Source organism: Phenylobacterium sp., from assembly GCF_046590535.1.
Lineage (GTDB): Bacteria > Pseudomonadota > Alphaproteobacteria > Caulobacterales > Caulobacteraceae > Phenylobacterium.
In genome coordinates this window covers 12,644-27,698 of sequence record NZ_JBKJTG010000204.1, presented here as the reverse complement: position 1 = coordinate 27,698, position 15,055 = coordinate 12,644, and the positions used below count along the sequence as shown (strand labels likewise).

The window sequence follows — 15,055 nt, the reverse complement described above, 5'->3', positions numbered from 1 at the left end:
GTCGGCGGCCGGGGCGGCGGCCGGATCGGCCGGAGCAGCAGCGGCGTCGGCGGCGGCCATGGCGGCGGCGTCGGCGGCCGGGGCGGCTTCCGTGGTCGTGGTGGTGGTTTCGGTGGTGACCGCTTCGGTCTTTTCTTCCGGCTTGTTGCAGGCGGCGACGGACAGCGCGGCGACGGCGGCGCCGGCGACGAGCAGCTTGCGGATCAGTTGCGAGGTCATGTTCGTAGTCCCCTAGATCGGTGTGGCAAAACGCCAGCGAGGCGTGGCCCGCCGATGAATCAGCGAGAACTCGCCCCCCGGCGCAAACCCAGGAATATGCCGCGTCGCGCCGCGCAAGCAAGCGCAAACATCACGGAGTTGTGATCTCAGCCTTCCCCGGCCGACCAGGCGTGGAGGCGCGCGATCAGGCCTCGGCGGGGATCGCCGCCAGAGCCTCTTCCAGCTCCAGGAAGCTGGGCTGGGCGCCGGACGGTACGCTGCCGCGGCCGATCTCCACCGAGATCTGGGCGGCGTTGCCGTGCAGGTGGGCCACCAGCACCGACTGGATGATCCGGTAGAACGAACCTTCTTCCTCGGTGACTTCCTTCATCCGCGTGGCCATCGGGCCCACCAGGCCATAGGCCAGGAACACGCCCAGGAAGGTGCCCACGAGCGCTCCACCGATCATGCCGCCCAGCACTTCGGGCGGCTCGGTGATCGAGCCCATGGTCTTGATGACCCCCAGCACGGCGGCCACGATGCCCAGGGCGGGCAGGGCGTCGGCCAGGCTCTGCAGGGCGTGGCTGGGCGCCAGCGCCTCGTGGTGATGCTTCTCAAGCTGCTTCTCCATGGCGTCCTCGACCTGGTGGGGGTCCTCCAGGTTCATGGTCATCATGCGAAGCGTGTCGCAGATGAAGTCCACGGCGAAGTGGTCCTTCATGATCTTCGGGAAGCGCCCGAAGATGGTGCTCTCCTGGGGATTCTCAATGTGGCTTTCCAGGGCGATGACGCCTTTGGACTTCATGGTTTTGGTCAGAAGGAACAGCAGAGCCAGCAGGTCGCGGTAGTCGCTGGCCTTCCACTTCGGTCCGCCGAACACCTTGCCGAAGCCCCCGAACGTGGCCTTGATCACCGTCACCGAGTTGGCGATCAGGAAGGCCGCGACGCCGGCCCCACCGATCGCCATCATCTCGTGCGGCAGGGCGTGAAGGATCACATCCATCTTGCCACCGGAGATCAGGTAGCTGCCGAACACGAGCGCGAAGAGCAGCACGATGCCGATGATCTGGAACATGGGAACCCCGTCGGAAGCCCCACCATCAGCGTTAATGCTTAATACCCGGTGGATGCGTTTCCGATTTGCGCCAAGGCTCGCCCCGCCTTAAGCCCCGATCGATGCCCACACCTGTCGCCCCGCAAGGCGTGCCCCGGAAATCGTTTGCGATCATCTTCGGCGTCTCGCTGGCCACGGCGCTGGGCAATACCGGCCTGATCTCCGTTCTGCCGGCGATCGGCCGGTCCATCGGCATCGCCGACTACATGGCCGCAGCGATCTTCTCGCTGTCGGCGCTCCTGTGGGCGTTTTCCTCGCCCTGGTGGGCCAGGGCGTCCGACCGTTATGGGCGCAAGCCGCTGATGATGGTCGGCCTGGCCGGTTTCCTGGTCTCCATGGTGGCCTGCGGCATTGTCGTCAGCGCAGGCCTGCGCCAGATGGCGACGCCCCTGGTGATCTTCGTAGCCTTCCTGTTCGCTCGAGCCCTGTTCGGCCTGTTCGGGGCGGCGTCGAACCCGGCGACCCAGGCCTTTGTCGCCGAACGCACGCCACCGGCCCAGCGCACCCAGGCGATGGCCAGCCTGGCCGGCGCCTTCGGCCTGGGGACGGTGATCGGGCCGTTCCTGGCGCCGCTATTCATCCTGCCGGTGGTGGGGCTCGCGGGCCCGCTGTTCTGTTTCGCCCTGATCGCGGCCGCGATGCTGTTCGTGGTCTGGCGCTACCTGCCTGCGACGCCGGTGGACCCCGAGGCCGCCCGCCCGCGCCGCCCGGTGGTCGCCGGCGCAGCCAGGGAAAAGCCCATGTGGCGCGATCCCCGGGTCACGCCGTTCCTGATCTACGGCTTCGTGGTGGCCACCTGCCAGACCGCCCAGGCCCAGACCCTGGGCTTCCTGATCATCGACAAGCTCGGCCTCTCGCCGGCCGCCGCCCAGGGCTTCATCGCCATCGCCATGATGTTCGGCGCGGTGGCGGGCCTGCTCGCCCAGTGGGGCATCATCCGGATGTTCCAGATGACCCCGCGCCAGCTGCTGCGCTGGGGCGTGGCGGTGGCCGCGGTCGGCAACCTCATGGTGGCCCTCTCGCCCGACTACTGGACGGTGGTGGCGGGCTACGCCGTCTCCAGCCTGGGATTCGGTCTGGCGCGGCCGGGCTTCACGGCCGGCTCGTCCCTGGCGGTGGGCATCGACGAACAGGCCCGGGTGGCCGGCGCCATCGCCGCGGTCAACGGCCTCAACGTGGTCCTGGCTCCGGCCTTCGTGGCGCTCTACGCCCTGGTCAATCCCGCACCCTTCTACCTGAACCTGGTGCTCATGCTGGCCATGCTGGTCTATGCCCTGCGCAATCCCCAGCTCCGCAACGCCGACCCGACGCCGGCCACCGTCGAGGCCACCACCATGTCCACCCTCGAGAAGGAGGACGAAGGCGGCGGCAGTCCCTAGATCGCGCCAGCGTCGGTCTTCAGCCTGCGCACCATGTCGGGCGACAGGTAGCCGTCGGCGGTCAGGCCGCGGGCCTTCTGCCAGGATCTGAGCGCCGTGCGCGTGCCCGCGCCCACCACCCCGTCCGGCGCCCCCGGATCGAAGCCCAGGGCCGCCAGCGCCCGCTGCGCGGTCATCCGGTCGACCAGCGCCAGAGGCGTTTCCGCCGGCCACGCCCGCACCAGCTGCGCCTCGCCGGAGATGCGGTCAGCCAGCAGGCCCACGCCTAGGGCATAGGCCAGGGAGTTGTTGTAGCGGCGGATGGTGAAGTGGTTGGGAAACAGCAGGAACACCGGTCCGCCCGCCCCGGCCGGCGCGGCGAGCTGCGCCTTGGCGTCCATGTCGGCGCCGGCCCAGGGCCGGCCGTCGGCCCGCCGCACGCCGCGCTCGGCCCACCAGGCCGGCGTCTCGCGCGGGCCTTCGGTGAGGCTGTAGTCGAAGCCCTGGGGCAGGGTGACCTCGTGGGCCCAGCTCTGGCCCTTCGACCAGTCGGCCTTGTCCAGCAGGTTGGCGGCGGAGGCGAGCGCATCGGCCTGCGATCCCCAGATGTCACGCCGCCCGTCGCCGTCGCCGTCCACGGCGGTGGCCAGGTAGCTGGTGGGGATGAACTGGGTCTGGCCCATGGCCCCGGCCCAGGAGCCGCGCAGCCGCGAGCGCGGGTGCTCGCCCGACTCGATGATCTTCAGGACGGCGATCATCTCGCCCTCGGCCCAGGCGCGCCGGCGGCCCTGGGCGGCCAGGGTGGCCAGGGCGCGGAAGGTGTCGTTGTCGCCCTGGATGGCTCCGAAGCCGCTCTCCATCGCCCAAATGGCGATGAGGATGTCGCGCGGCACCCCATAGCGCTGCTCGATGGCGCCGAACGCCGTCACGTCGGCGCGGCGGCGTTGGCCGATGGCCAGGCGGTCGGCGGTGACCACCCCGCGGATATAGTCGCCCACCGGCTTGGAGAATTCCGGCTGCCGGCTGTCCAGGGCGCCGACCCGGGGATCGGGGGTCAGGCCGGCCATCTCGCGGGCCAGCAGGGCCGGCGCGACGCCCGCGGCCAGGGCGCGGCCCTGGAACTCCGCGGCCCAGGTGTCGAAGATCATGTCGCCCGACGCCGTCGGCGGGGTGACCGAGACCACGGGCGTCGGCTTGGCCGCGGGCGCTTCAGCCACGGGTGGTGCGGGTGTGGCGGTCGGACCCAGCGGGGGTTCCCGGGCCGGGCTTGCGCATCCGGCCAGGACATAGAGGAGGAGAAGGTGTCTGCGACGCATGTGACGGAGTCTAACGGCCCGGGCTGGTCGTCTCAATCACAAGGCCGTCAGAGTGCTTCGGCGTTGACTTGAAAACACCCGACCCGTATATGCGCGCGCTCTGTTGCAACCCGGCCGGGCCCTTCGGCCCACTATCGAAGATGCGGTCATGAAGGTCAGAAGCTCGCTCAAGTCGCTCAAGACGCGCCACCGCGACTGCAAGCTCGTGCGCCGCAAGGGCCGAGTTTACATCATCAACAAGACCGACCCGCGCTATAAGGCCCGCCAGGGCTGAGCGCCGTCTGCCGCCCCGGCGGCTAGTCTCCACTTCTGACCAAGTCAAAGAACTCCTGCCGCGTGCGGGGGTCGTCGCGCACCTCGCCCAACAGGTGACTGGTGGTCAGTCGGCTGCCCGGCGTGTTGACGCCTCGCATGGTCATGCAGCTGTGCTCGGAGATCACTACGACTCCCACGCCTTTGGGCTTGAGGATGTCCTGGATCGCCCCGGCGATCTGGGCGGTGAGCTTTTCCTGGATCTGCAGGCGCCTCGCGAAGCCGTGCACCACCCGCGCCAGCTTCGAGATGCCGACCACGCGGTTGGACGGCAGGTAGCCCACATGCGCCTTGCCCAGGAACGGCAGCATGTGGTGCTCGCAGAAGCTGACCACCCGAATATCCTTCAAAATCACCAGCTCGTCATAACCGCCCACCTCGTCGAAGGTCCGCTCAAGGTAGTCTCGCGGGTCGGTCTCATACCCGGCGAACAGCTCGCGGTAGGCCTTGGCCACCCGCTTGGGGGTCTCCAGCAGGCCCTCGCGGTCGGGATCGTCGCCGGCCCACTCGATCAGGGTCCGAACCGCGGCCTCCGCGTCGTCCTGGGTCGGCCGGGTCTTAGGAGATTGGGACATGACGGCCCTCCGCGTCGATCCGTCTCAACGGATGGGCTGCGGTGAAGGTTCAAGGCGCGATTGATCGGACCTGCGCGCGTGGTTAGGGTCCGCGGCTTTCCGCCCCTTCAGACTCGTGAGACTGCTTCCCCATGGCCGACGACGCATCCGCCCATCCCGACGTCCTGAACGCCTCGGCGCAGGGGCAGCTGAAGAGCATCGTCGAGCGCATCGAGCGGCTCGAGCAGGAGAAAGCCGAGGTCGCCGAGCAGATCAAGGAGGTCTTCTCCGAGGCCAAGGGCAACGGCTTCGACGTGAAGATCCTGCGCAAGGTGGTCCGCATCCGTAAGCAGGATCGCGCCAAGCGCCTGGAAGAAGAGGCCATCCTCGACCTCTATCTCTCGGCGATGGGAGAGATTTGAAGCGGACGGTCCCCGATCGGAAGGCGCAGGCCAAACGCTCTGCGCTGAATGCGCTGAAACGCGCCCAGCGGATGGCCGAGCGCGCGGGCGTCAAGCTCTCCGACTGGGAGGGTGAATTCCTGGGCTCGGTGGCCGACCGCGTAAAGACCTACGGCCGCGCCTTCGGCGACCCCGAGAAGGGGGCCGCGGGCGAGGCGCTCTCGGCGCTCCAGCACGTCAAGCTCAAGGAAATCGTCGCCAAGGCCAAGGGCGAGCCGAAGGCGCTGAAGCGCAGGCCCTTCCGGCGCAAGCCGAAGGCCTAGGCCGCCGCTTCCGCGACCATCTCCTCCAGCCCCTGTTCGCGGACCTTGCGGTAGAGGGTCGAGCGGCCGATGCCGAGCCGGCGGGCCACCTCGCTCATGTGTCCGGCATAGATGCCGATGGCCAGCTGGATCAGGTCGCGCTCGATCTCCTCCAGGGTGCGCAGGTGGCCGCGGCCGTCCAGGATCTTCACCGGCGCCTCGGCGGTCATCTGCGCCATCAGTTCCTCTGGGGTCGGCAGCGGCTCGGGCATGCCGGCCGGCACGGAGCCCTCCGGCGGCGGCGCCGCGACGCCCGAGATGGCTGGGAAGTCGTAGGGCTGCAGATAGGGGGCGTCGGAGAGCACGATGGCCCGATAGACGGCGTTCTCAAGCTGGCGAACGTTGCCCGGCCAGTCGAAGGCTGCGAGGAAGGCCATGGTCTCCGGCGAAGCGGCCACCACGGACTTGCCCTCTTCCACATTGTAGCGGCGCACGAAGCAGTCGACCAGGGCCGGCACGTCCTCCTTGCGCTCCCGCAGCGCCGGGGCCTCGATGGGGAAGACGTTCAGCCGATAGAAGAGGTCCTCGCGGAAGCGGCCCTCAGCCACCGCCTGGGACAGGTCGCGGTTGGTGGCCGAGACGATGCGCACGTCCACCCGGATCGAGCGCTTGGAGCCCACCGGGTCGATCTCGCTTTCCTGCAGAGCCCGCAGGAGCTTGACCTGGATATCCAGCGGCAGTTCGCCGACCTCGTCGAGGAACAGGGTGCCGCCGTTGGCCTCCTGGAACTTGCCCAGGTGCTTGTCGTGGGCCCCAGTGAAGCTGCCCTTCTCGTGGCCGAACAGGATGGATTCCACGAGGTTCTCCGGGATCGCCCCGCAGTTCACCGCGACGAACGGCTTACCTGCCCGATCGGACGATCCGTGCACGGCGCGCGCGATCACTTCCTTGCCGACCCCGCTCTCGCCGGTGATCAGCACGGGAATGGAGGACTTGGCCGCCCGCTCGCCCATCCGCTTGACCAAGGTCATGGCGGGCGAGGATCCGATCAGGTCGGCGAAGGTGGTGCGGCCCGACTGGTGCTTCTTCAGCCGGTCCACCTCGCCCTTCAAGGCGCCCATGGATAGCGCGTTGCGGATCGACACGATGATCCGCTCCGGCGCGGCTGGCTTGACGAAGAAGTCGACGGCGCCGGCCTGCATGGCCTGGACCACCGTATCGATTCCGCCGGTGGCGGTGACTACGATCACGGGCTGGCTGAAGCCGCGGGCGCGCATCTCCACCAGGGTGTCCTGGCCGGAGATGCCGGGCATCACCAGGTCCAGCAGGACCACGTCGCAGGCCCCGCCCGCGCCCAGGCGCTTGATGGCCTCGTCGCCATTCTCGGCGTGGACCACGGCGAAGCCCTCGCGCTCGAGCACGGCCTGGATCAGCCGGCGTTGAGTCGGATCGTCGTCGACGACCAGGACCGTCTTGGTCATTTGAACACACCCACCTGAATTGGACGCTCGTCTCATGGGACGAGGCCTCGTTATGTCCAGGATTGATACAGGGGCGGGGTAAAGGCGGGGTTTCGGAGACCTGAGTCAGGGGTTAACGGCGGCGGGTTCCCGCGCGGTGTCGGCCTTCACGGTGAACAGCGGCAGAAAGACATGCACCAGCCGTCCGACAGTGACCGCATAGAGCACGGTCCCCAGGCCCACCGTCCCACCCAATAGCCAGCCCGCGGCAAGCGCGGCCACCTCGATGCCGGTCCGCACGCGGGGCGCCGCGCCGTGCTGCGGCAGCGCCGGGCCCACTTGGCTGGGGTGTTGGCTCAGCGCCTGCCCGACTGGCGCATCGACCTTCCGCCCGGCGGGCTGTCGGTCTGGGCGGAGCTGCCGCAGCCTGTCTCCACGGCCCTGGCCGCCGCCTCGCGGCGCTATGGCGTGCACATCGCCGCCGGCCCGCGGTTCGGCGTCGATGGCGCCTTCGAGCGCTTCCTGCGCCTTCCCTACACCCTGCCGCCCGGCCGGATGGACGAGGCCATCCATCGTCTGTGCGCCGCTTACGACGACGTGCGGCGCGTCCCCTCCCGGCGCAGCTCCGCGGTTGACGAAGCCGCCCAGTCCACGTCTGTTTCCGACCTCGTCTGAGGGGAGGGGGACGGCCATGTTCGTGGGGCACTATTCGGCGGCGCTGGCGGCCAAGGCGATCGAACCTCGGGCGCCCTTGTGGACCTATGTCATCGCCGCCCAGTTCGTGGACATCGGCTGGTCGGCCTTTGTGATGGGGGGCCTGGAAAAGGTCCGCATTGATGAAAGCCTGCCGGGCTCAACCCTGGTGCTGGACTCCATGCCCTGGACCCACAGCCTGCCGGCCGCGGCGGCCTGGTCGATCATCGGTGGGCTGCTGACACTGGCCCTGCTGAAGTCGTGGCGCTGCTCGCTGATCGTGGGCGCGGTGGTGTTCTCCCACTGGCTGCTTGACCTGGCGGTGCACCGCCAGGACCTGGAGCTCTGGTTCGGCGGGACCAAGGTGGGCTTCGGACTGTGGAATCTTCCCGTGCCGGAACAGGCCCTGGAGATCGGCCTGCTGGGGTTGGCGGGCATGTACTGGGCGGCCCAGCGGGTGCAGGCCGGACGCACGGTCTGGCCCGCGGTGGTGTTCGTGGGCCTGCTGGTAGTGGTGCAGGTGGCCGCCATGTTCAGCCCGCCCACCGGTGATCCCATGCAGATCGGCATGTCCGCCCTGGCCGTCTATCTGGTGGTGGGCGCCGCTGCCTGGCTGGTGGAGCGGGGCCAGGGCGCCGCTGGGGAACGCTTGCGGGCCCGGCCAGAGCGCGCATAACCTCCCGCAAGGCCGCGCTTCAGACCGGCTGGGGAGGGCGCGATGACGATCTTCAAGCTTGGGCTGGCCTTGTCGCTCGCCGCCTCAATGGCCGCCTGCCAGAGGCCCGCCGGCTCCGGCGGGGTGGACGAGAAGCGCCTCTTGGCCGCCGAGGGCAACGCCGAGTGGCTGTCCTACGGCAAGAGCTACTCCGAGCAGCGCCACAGCCCTCTGGACAAGGTCAACGCCGGCAACGTCGCCCAGCTCGGCCTTGCCTGGTACGCCCAGTTCGACACCGACCGCGGCCAGGAAGCCACGCCGCTGATGGTGGACGGCGTCCTCTACACAACCACCGCCTGGTCCAAGGTCTACGCCTACGACGCCAAGACCGGCCAGCAGAAGTGGGCCTTCGATCCCAAGGTCGCCGGCGCCAAGGGCTTCGACGCCTGCTGCGACACGGTCAATCGCGGCGTGGCGATTTGGAAGGGCAAGGTGTTCGTGGGCACCCTGGACGGCCGGTTGATCGCGCTGGACGCCGGCTCCGGTAAGCCGGTCTGGTCCACCCAGACCACCGACAATTCGAAACCCTACACGATCACCGGCGCGCCCCGGGTCATCAAGGGCAAGGTGCTGATCGGCAACGGCGGCGCGGAGTACGGCGTACGCGGCTACATCTCGGCCTATGACGCGGCCACCGGAAAGATGGCCTGGCGCTTCTACACCGCCCCCAACCCCACGGGGGCTGCGGACGGCGCGGCATCCGACAAGGTGATGGCCGAGAAAGCCAACGCCACCTGGTCCGACGGCGCCTGGAAGCAAACCGGCGGCGGGGCCACGGTGTGGGACGCCATGGCCTACGACCCGGCGCTGGACATCGTCTACCTGGGGGTTGGCAACGGCACGCCCTGGAACCACATGAAGCGCTCGGGCGGCAAGGGCGACAACCTGTTCGTCTCCTCGATCCTGGCGCTGAAGCCCGACACCGGGGCCTACGTCTGGCACTATCAGACGACGCCCGGCGAGAGCTGGGACTACACCGCCACCCAGCACATCATGCTGGCCGACCTGACCATTGAGGGCCAGGCCCGCAAGGTGCTGATGCAGGCGCCGAAGAACGGCTTCTTCTACGTGTTGGACCGCGCCACCGGCCAGCTGATCTCGGCGAAGAACTATGTGCCAACCAGCTGGGCCAGCGGCGTGGACCTGAAGACCGGTCGCCCCATCGAGACCCCTGGCGCGCGCTACGAGACGGCGCCGGCCCTGGGCCTGCCCGGCCCGCTGGGCGGCCACAACTGGCAGCCCATGGCGTTCAGCCCCAAGACCGGCCTCGTCTACATCCCCACCCAGGCCACCCCGTTCGCCTATGTGGACGACAAGGCCTTCGCTTACCGGCCCGGCGCGTGGAATGTCGGCACCGACTTCCTGGCCAATGCGCTACCCACCGACCAGGCCCAGCTCGCCGCCCTGATGGCGATGATCAAGGGAACCCTGATCGCCTATGACCCGGTGGCCCAGAAGGAGGTCTGGCGCGTCCAGCACCCGCACTTCTGGAACGCAGGCGTGCTCTCCACCGGCGGCGGCCTGGTGTTCCAGGGCGCCGCCCAGGGCGAGTTCATGGCCTATGACGCGGCCAAGGGGACCAGGCTCTGGAGCTACAAGACTGGCAACGGGGTGATCGCGGCCCCGATGACCTATGAACTCGGCGGCGAACAGTATGTGGCGCTCATGGTCGGCGCCGGCGGCGGCGGCCAGATCTCGGCCCCCGGTCTGATGCCACAGCGGCCACGCCTGCCCGGGCGTCTGCTGGTCTTCAAGCTGGGCGGCAAAGCTGTGGCGCCGGCCTTCCCCGTGTCGGAGCAACCGACCCTTGACGTGGCCACGCTCACCTCCACCGGCGACGTGAAGCACGGCTTCGCGGTCTACCACCAGAACTGCCAGGTTTGTCACGGGCCCAACGCCACCGGCGCCTGGCTGCCGAACCTTCGGGCCTCGCCCATACTGGCCTCGGCGGAAGCCTGGAAGGGCGTGGTGATCGACGGGACCAGCGCTTCGCGCGGCATGGCCAGCTTTGCCCGCTTCGTGACGCCCAAGGAGGCCGAGGACCTGCGCGCCTACGTGATCTCCGAAGCCAAGGGCGCCGCCCTCCCGGCGGTGGCCCCCGCCAAGGGAGGCCCGGCTGCGGCGACCTAGGAGAGCACCGCGGCGAACTGGTCGGCGATCCAGTCGGCCTGGGCCTCTGTTAGGATCAGCGGCGGGGCGATGCGGATGGTGTGGTCGTGGGTCTCCTTGGCCAGCAGACCCCGGTCCTGCAGCGCTTCACACACCGGCCGCGCGCCGCCCGCGTCGGGATGGAGCTCCACGGCGATCATCAGCCCGCGGCCGCGCACGTCCTTGACCCCGCTGGCCTTGATCCCGGCCAGGTGACCCTGCAGCCGGGCGCCGACCGTGGCGGCGTTCTCGATCATGCCTTCTTCCACCAGCACCCTCAGGGCCGCGCGGGCTACGGCGCAGGCCAGCGGGTTGCCGCCGAAGGTCGAGCCATGCTCGCCCGGATGCAGCACGCCCATGACCTCGGAATTGGAGAGCACGGCGGACACCGGATAGAAGCCGCCCGACAGGGCCTTGCCGATCAGGGTCAGGTCCGCCTCGATCCCCTCGTGCGCCTCGGCCAGCAGCTTGCCGGTGCGGCCCAGGCCCGTCTGGATCTCGTCCAGGATCAGGATCACGTTCTCCCGCGTGCAGAGGTCGCGGGCCGCCTTCAGGTAGCCGGCGGGAGGGATGATAACCCCGGCCTCGCCCTGGATGGGCTCCACCAGGAAGGCCACGGTGTCTGGCGTGATGGCGGCTTCCAGGGCCGCGGCGTCGCCATAGGGGACCACCTTGAAGCCCGGCGCGAAGGGCCCGAAGCCGTCGCGCGACTGAGGGTCGGTGGAGAAGCCCACGATGGCCACGGTGCGGCCGTGGAAGTTGTCGGCGGCGACGATGATCTCGGCCCGGCCGGCCGGCACGCCCTTCACCTGATATCCCCACTTGCGGGCCACCTTTAGCGCGGTCTCCACGGCCTCGGCGCCGGAGTTCATCGGCAGGGCCTTGGTGGAGTTGGTCAGCGCACAGAGTTCTTCGTAGAAGGGCGCGAGCTGGTCGTTGCGGAAAGCCCGGGAGGTGAGCGTCAGCCGCTGCGCCTGGGCGACCATGGCCTCTAGGATCTTCGGATGGCAGTGGCCCTGGTTCACCGCGGAATAGGCCGACAGGCAGTCCAGGTAGCGGCGGCCCTCGACGTCCCAGACGTGGACCCCCTCGCCGCGGGTCAGCACCACGTCCAGGGGCTTGTAATTCTTCGCGCCGTAGCGGGCCTCGAGCGCGATCAGGTCGGCGGTGAGCGAGCGTTGCAGGGCGATATCGTTCATCGGGGCGTCCCCTATTCGGCGGCCAGAAGGTTGGCGGTGGGCGTGGAGGTCCGGTCGAGGCGCAAGGTCATGCAGTAGGCCGCGCCGCCGGAGAGGATGAAGGGATCGAGGTCGACCTCGATCACATGATAGCCGCGCGCGCTGAGCCGGGCCTTCAGGGCGTCCGGGGCGCGGGCCATGACGATCCGCGCCCCGATGTTTACCGCATTGACGCAGAAGGCTGCGGCGTCGGCGTCGCTGGCCTCGATGCGCTGGGCCTGCGGCACGCGGGCGCGGATGTCGGCCTGGGCCGCGGGCGTGAACGCCGGCGGATAGTAGAGCAGCTTGCCCCCGGCCAACGGGCAGAAGCAGGTGTCCAGGTGGTAGAAGCGGTCGGACGCAAGCTCCAGGCCCACCACCTCGCGGCCAAACACCTGGGCGATCACCGGCAGGGCCTGGCGGCTGGAGCGCGGCCCGAAGCCCGCCCAGAACACCTTGCGGTCGGCGTCCCAGATGGCGTCGCCGGCCCCCTCGTGGAACATACCCGGCGGCAGGTCGACGATCTTGTCCACCAGCCCGCGGCGGCGCAGGTCCTTGAAGGCGGCGCGGAACACCGCCTCCTCGCCCTGCCGCTCCGGATAGCGGAAGCGGGCCAGCAGGACCCGGCCGTCCAGCACCACCGCGGCGTTGGCGGGAAACACCAGGTCGGGCAGGCCGGCGGCGGCCTCGACCATCTCGACGGCGGCGCCGGCGTCCTCCAGGGCGGCCTTCAGCGCGCCGGCTGACGCCTTGGCCTGGGCCAGGCGCTGTGGGGTCCAGTCCTGCGGCTTCATCCAGGGATTGATCTGGTAGCTGACGTCGTAATGACCCGGGTCGGTCATCAGGAAGTGGGGCCGGCCATCCATCGGGAAACCTCGTCGAACACGTCGACCGAGGGTGGCCCGCCCTGGTGCTAGCGAAAAGCAGGCAGGCTGCTACATTGTGCGTCTTTATCTGGCGATTTGCTCACAACTGGCGACAATTTGATGGATGACCTCGACCGTCGGCTGATCGCCCTGCTGCGGGCCGATTCGCGCCAGCCGGCCTCGGCCTTGGCCGCACGGCTGAAGATTTCCCGCGGCACCGTGCAGAACCGCATCGGCCGCCTGCTGGCCGGCGGCGTGCTGCAGGGGTTCACGGTCCGCACGCGCCCGGAGATGGAGGCGAGCCGGGTCCGCGCCCTGATGACCATCGCCATCGAGGGCGAGCGGTCGGCCGCGGTGGTCGCCGCCCTGCGCGGGTTTCCGGAGGTGGCCGCCATCTCCACCACCAACGGCCGCTGGGACCTGGTGGCCGAGCTCAACACCGCCAGCCTCGCCGAGTTCAGCCGCACCCTGGACGACATCCGCAAGCTCGAAGGCATCGCCGCCACCGAAACTTCGATCCTGCTGGCGACGCACAAGATGTGAAAGGTGGCCTCCCGGTCGGGGCCTGGGCGCGCTACATGTCCGCCATGAACGCCCCCCTGAAGAGCCAAGACCTGCCCGAGTGGCGCCTGGACGATCTTTATGTCGGGCGCAGCGATCCCCGGATCGAGACCGACCTCACCGCCGCCAGGCAGGCGAACGACGCTTTGGTCGCTCTGAAGGGCCGCCTCGTCGCAACGCGGGCCGAGCCGGCGCGGCTGGGCGCCCTGCTGGACGAGGGAATTCGGTTCTACGAAGACGCCGCCAACCACCTCTACGGCGTGGGCGCCTTTGCCTCCCTGTCGTCGTCGATCGCCAGGGACGATCCGGCTTGGGCCAAGTTCGAGGCCGACCTTCGCGCCAGGTCGTCCCAGATCGCCGCCGAGAGCCTGTTCTTCACCCTGGAGATCAACGTGCTGGAGGAGGCGGAGATCGAGGCCGCGCTCACCGCCCATCCGCCCGCGGCCCGCTGGCGGCCGTGGCTGCGGCGCGTGCGGCTGTCGCGGCCCCACGAGCTGACCCCCGACCTGGAGCGAATGCTGGTCGACCGCGGTCCTGCAGTGGCCAACTGGAGCCGGCTGTCGGACGAGACCCTGGCCACGCTCACCGCCCGGGTGGGCAAGGAAAGCCTGACGCTTTCGGAGACCCTGAACCGCCTCTCCGATCCCGACGCGGCGCGCCGCAGGCAGGCGGCCAATGGCCTCGCCAAGGCCCTGGAGCAGCGCACGTCAACCCTGGCGCTATGCCTCAACACCCTGGCCTTCGAGAAGGAGGTCGAGGACCGCTGGCGGGCCTATGCCGATCCCGCCGCCTCCCGCCACATCGCCAACGAGGTGGACGCCGACGCGGTGGCCGCCCTGGAGGCCGCGGTGGTGGAGTCCTACGAAAGCGTCAGCCACCGCTACTATCGGCTGAAGGCCCGGGCCATGGGCAGGGACGTGCTCGACCACTGGGACCGCAACGCCCCTCTGGACGCCGCCGCGCCGCGCACCTACGCCTGGGACGAGGCCCGCGCCATGGTGCTGGAGAGCTTTGCGGGCCTCGCGCCCAAGTTCGCCGACACCGCCCAGGTGTTCTTCAACCACCCGTGGATCGACGCGCGCCCCCGGGCCGGCAAGCAGTCGGGGGCCTACGCTCATCCGGTGGCTGCCAACCGCCACCCCTATGTGCTGATGAACTTCATGGGCGAACGCCGCGACGTCCTGACGCTGGCTCACGAGCTCGGCCACGCGGTGCACCAGACGCTCTGCGCGCCCCTGGGCACACTCCTCTCCGACACACCGCTGACGCTGGCAGAGACCGCCTCGATCTTCGGAGAGGGGTTGGTGTTCGAACGCCTGCTGGCCAACGCTTCGCCGGCCGAGCGGCGCGGGCTTCTCGCCGGCAAGATTGAGGATGGGATCAACTCCGTGGTCCGCCAGACCGCCTTCCATCGCTTCGAAAGCCGCTTCCACGCCGCCCGGCGCGAGGGTGAGCTATCGCCGGACCAGATCGGCGGCCTGTGGCTGGAGGTGATGGGCGAAAGCCTGGGCCCGGCTATCCGGCTGAACCGCGGCTACGAGCACTACTGGGCCTACATCAGCCACTTCGTGCACGCACCCTTCTATGTCTACGCCTACGCCTTCGGGGACCTCCTGGTGCGCGGGCTGATGGAAAAGCGCCGCGAGGACCCCCTGGGTTTCGCGCCCCTCTACGAGAACCTGCTGGCAGCGGGCGGGACGCGGACCTACGTGGAGGCTCTGGCGCCCTTCGGCCTGAATCCGCGGGAAAAGGCCTTCTGGGCGGCCGGGATGAAGCAGCTCGAACGGCTTGTGGATGAATTCGAGGCGCTGGTCTGATCGGCGCCACGAAACGGCGCCCC

At 69.1% G+C, this 15,055-nt stretch carries 17 protein-coding genes; 9 read left to right on the top strand and 8 right to left on the bottom strand.

What is annotated here, in order from left to right; all coding sequences use genetic code 11:
• Together ACLL81_RS12120 and motA are read right to left on the bottom strand one after the other, a co-directional pair.
• On the bottom strand, window positions 1–219 hold a 219-nt coding region (locus ACLL81_RS12120), incomplete at its 3' end, for a hypothetical protein (RefSeq protein WP_411288601.1).
• A gap of 184 nt (window positions 220–403) precedes the next feature.
• Window positions 404–1,273, bottom strand: a complete 870-nt coding sequence (motA, locus tag ACLL81_RS12115; protein ID WP_411288600.1) for a flagellar motor stator protein MotA — start codon at window positions 1,271–1,273, stop codon at window positions 404–406.
• Between the two features lie 101 nt (window positions 1,274–1,374).
• On the opposite strand from motA, the gene ACLL81_RS12110 reads away from it, so the two are divergent.
• Window positions 1,375–2,691, top strand: coding sequence for an MFS transporter (locus ACLL81_RS12110; protein ID WP_411288599.1), 1,317 nt, complete (start codon window positions 1,375–1,377; stop codon window positions 2,689–2,691).
• Here the strand turns inward: ACLL81_RS12110 and ACLL81_RS12105 are convergent.
• A complete protein-coding gene (locus ACLL81_RS12105; RefSeq protein WP_411288598.1) occupies window positions 2,688–3,986 on the bottom strand; it encodes a lytic murein transglycosylase in 1,299 nt (432 codons plus the stop codon). The genes ACLL81_RS12110 and ACLL81_RS12105 overlap by 4 nt on opposite strands.
• Before the next feature lie 148 nt (window positions 3,987–4,134).
• Between ACLL81_RS12105 and ykgO the strand changes: the two genes are divergently transcribed.
• Window positions 4,135–4,260, top strand: a complete 126-nt coding sequence (ykgO, locus tag ACLL81_RS12100; RefSeq protein ID WP_411288597.1) for a type B 50S ribosomal protein L36 — start codon at window positions 4,135–4,137, stop codon at window positions 4,258–4,260.
• A 22-nt stretch (window positions 4,261–4,282) separates the two neighbouring features.
• Here ykgO and folE read toward each other — a convergent pair whose 3' ends face one another.
• Complete coding sequence (gene folE / locus ACLL81_RS12095) at window positions 4,283–4,873, bottom strand: GTP cyclohydrolase I FolE (protein ID WP_411288596.1); 591 nt, start codon at window positions 4,871–4,873, stop codon at window positions 4,283–4,285.
• Window positions 4,874–5,004: 131 nt separating this feature from the next.
• Here folE and ACLL81_RS12090 point away from each other — a divergent pair, with 131 nt between their 5' ends.
• The gene (locus tag ACLL81_RS12090) at window positions 5,005–5,274 is read left to right on the top strand and encodes a DUF2312 domain-containing protein (protein ID WP_411288595.1); all 270 of its coding nucleotides are present in this window, start codon (window positions 5,005–5,007) and stop codon (window positions 5,272–5,274) included.
• Window positions 5,271–5,576, top strand: coding sequence for a hypothetical protein (locus ACLL81_RS12085; protein ID WP_411288594.1), 306 nt, complete (start codon window positions 5,271–5,273; stop codon window positions 5,574–5,576). The genes ACLL81_RS12090 and ACLL81_RS12085 overlap by 4 nt, the downstream gene beginning before the upstream one ends.
• Here the strand turns inward: ACLL81_RS12085 and ACLL81_RS12080 are convergent.
• Together ACLL81_RS12080 and ACLL81_RS12075 are read right to left on the bottom strand one after the other, a co-directional pair.
• Window positions 5,573–7,036 (bottom strand): sigma-54-dependent transcriptional regulator, encoded by a 1,464-nt coding sequence (locus ACLL81_RS12080; protein WP_411288593.1) that lies wholly within the window; start codon window positions 7,034–7,036, stop codon window positions 5,573–5,575. The two genes, ACLL81_RS12085 and ACLL81_RS12080, sit on opposite strands and share 4 nt — an antisense overlap.
• A gap of 105 nt (window positions 7,037–7,141) precedes the next feature.
• A complete protein-coding gene (locus ACLL81_RS12075; protein WP_411288592.1) occupies window positions 7,142–7,315 on the bottom strand; it encodes a hypothetical protein in 174 nt (57 codons plus the stop codon).
• Between the two features lie 15 nt (window positions 7,316–7,330).
• Between ACLL81_RS12075 and ACLL81_RS12070 the strand changes: the two genes are divergently transcribed.
• From ACLL81_RS12070 to ACLL81_RS12060, 3 genes are read left to right on the top strand one after another with little or no spacing between them, the layout of a single operon-like run.
• Window positions 7,331–7,690: a hypothetical protein gene (locus ACLL81_RS12070; RefSeq protein ID WP_411288591.1), complete on the top strand. Its 360-nt coding sequence runs from the start codon at window positions 7,331–7,333 to the stop codon at window positions 7,688–7,690.
• 16 nt (window positions 7,691–7,706) lie between these two features.
• A complete protein-coding gene (locus tag ACLL81_RS12065; RefSeq protein ID WP_411288590.1) occupies window positions 7,707–8,384 on the top strand; it encodes a hypothetical protein in 678 nt (225 codons plus the stop codon).
• A gap of 42 nt (window positions 8,385–8,426) precedes the next feature.
• A complete protein-coding gene (locus ACLL81_RS12060) occupies window positions 8,427–10,553 on the top strand; it encodes a PQQ-dependent dehydrogenase, methanol/ethanol family (protein WP_411288589.1) in 2,127 nt (708 codons plus the stop codon).
• Here ACLL81_RS12060 and rocD read toward each other — a convergent pair.
• Together rocD and ACLL81_RS12050 are read right to left on the bottom strand one after the other, a co-directional pair.
• Window positions 10,550–11,770 carry an ornithine--oxo-acid transaminase gene (gene rocD / locus ACLL81_RS12055; RefSeq protein WP_411288588.1) on the bottom strand — a complete coding sequence of 407 codons (1,221 nt, stop codon included), beginning with the start codon at window positions 11,768–11,770 and terminating at the stop codon, window positions 10,550–10,552. The two genes, ACLL81_RS12060 and rocD, sit on opposite strands and share 4 nt — an antisense overlap.
• Window positions 11,771–11,781: 11 nt before the next feature.
• Window positions 11,782–12,654 (bottom strand): dimethylarginine dimethylaminohydrolase family protein, encoded by an 873-nt coding sequence (locus tag ACLL81_RS12050; protein ID WP_411288587.1) that lies wholly within the window; start codon window positions 12,652–12,654, stop codon window positions 11,782–11,784.
• A 120-nt stretch (window positions 12,655–12,774) separates the two neighbouring features.
• On the opposite strand from ACLL81_RS12050, the gene ACLL81_RS12045 reads away from it, so the two are divergent.
• The gene (locus ACLL81_RS12045) at window positions 12,775–13,197 is read left to right on the top strand and encodes an Lrp/AsnC family transcriptional regulator (protein ID WP_411288586.1); all 423 of its coding nucleotides are present in this window, start codon (window positions 12,775–12,777) and stop codon (window positions 13,195–13,197) included.
• 44 nt (window positions 13,198–13,241) lie between these two features.
• Entirely contained in the window at window positions 13,242–15,032 is a 1,791-nt protein-coding gene (locus ACLL81_RS12040; protein ID WP_411288602.1) for a M3 family oligoendopeptidase, read from the top strand.
• Window positions 15,033–15,055: the final 23 nt, after the last annotated feature.

Bases quoted from the DNA above. Each gene is read 5' to 3' on its own strand.
- motA (WP_411288600.1), bottom strand. From the start codon at position 1,273: ATGTTCCAGATCATCGGCATCGTGCTGCTCTTCGCGCTCGTGTTCGGC.
- ACLL81_RS12110 (WP_411288599.1), top strand. From the start codon at position 1,375: ATGCCCACACCTGTCGCCCCGCAAGGCGTGCCCCGGAAATCGTTTGCG.
- ACLL81_RS12105 (WP_411288598.1), bottom strand. From the start codon at position 3,986: ATGCGTCGCAGACACCTTCTCCTCCTCTATGTCCTGGCCGGATGCGCA.
- ykgO (WP_411288597.1), top strand. From the start codon at position 4,135: ATGAAGGTCAGAAGCTCGCTCAAGTCGCTCAAGACGCGCCACCGCGAC.
- folE (WP_411288596.1), bottom strand. From the start codon at position 4,873: ATGTCCCAATCTCCTAAGACCCGGCCGACCCAGGACGACGCGGAGGCC.
- ACLL81_RS12090 (WP_411288595.1), top strand. From the start codon at position 5,005: ATGGCCGACGACGCATCCGCCCATCCCGACGTCCTGAACGCCTCGGCG.
- ACLL81_RS12080 (WP_411288593.1), bottom strand. From the start codon at position 7,036: ATGACCAAGACGGTCCTGGTCGTCGACGACGATCCGACTCAACGCCGG.
- ACLL81_RS12065 (WP_411288590.1), top strand. From the start codon at position 7,707: ATGTTCGTGGGGCACTATTCGGCGGCGCTGGCGGCCAAGGCGATCGAA.
- ACLL81_RS12060 (WP_411288589.1), top strand. From the start codon at position 8,427: ATGACGATCTTCAAGCTTGGGCTGGCCTTGTCGCTCGCCGCCTCAATG.
- rocD (WP_411288588.1), bottom strand. From the start codon at position 11,770: ATGAACGATATCGCCCTGCAACGCTCGCTCACCGCCGACCTGATCGCG.
- ACLL81_RS12050 (WP_411288587.1), bottom strand. From the start codon at position 12,654: ATGGATGGCCGGCCCCACTTCCTGATGACCGACCCGGGTCATTACGAC.
- ACLL81_RS12045 (WP_411288586.1), top strand. From the start codon at position 12,775: ATGGATGACCTCGACCGTCGGCTGATCGCCCTGCTGCGGGCCGATTCG.
- ACLL81_RS12040 (WP_411288602.1), top strand. From the start codon at position 13,242: ATGAACGCCCCCCTGAAGAGCCAAGACCTGCCCGAGTGGCGCCTGGAC.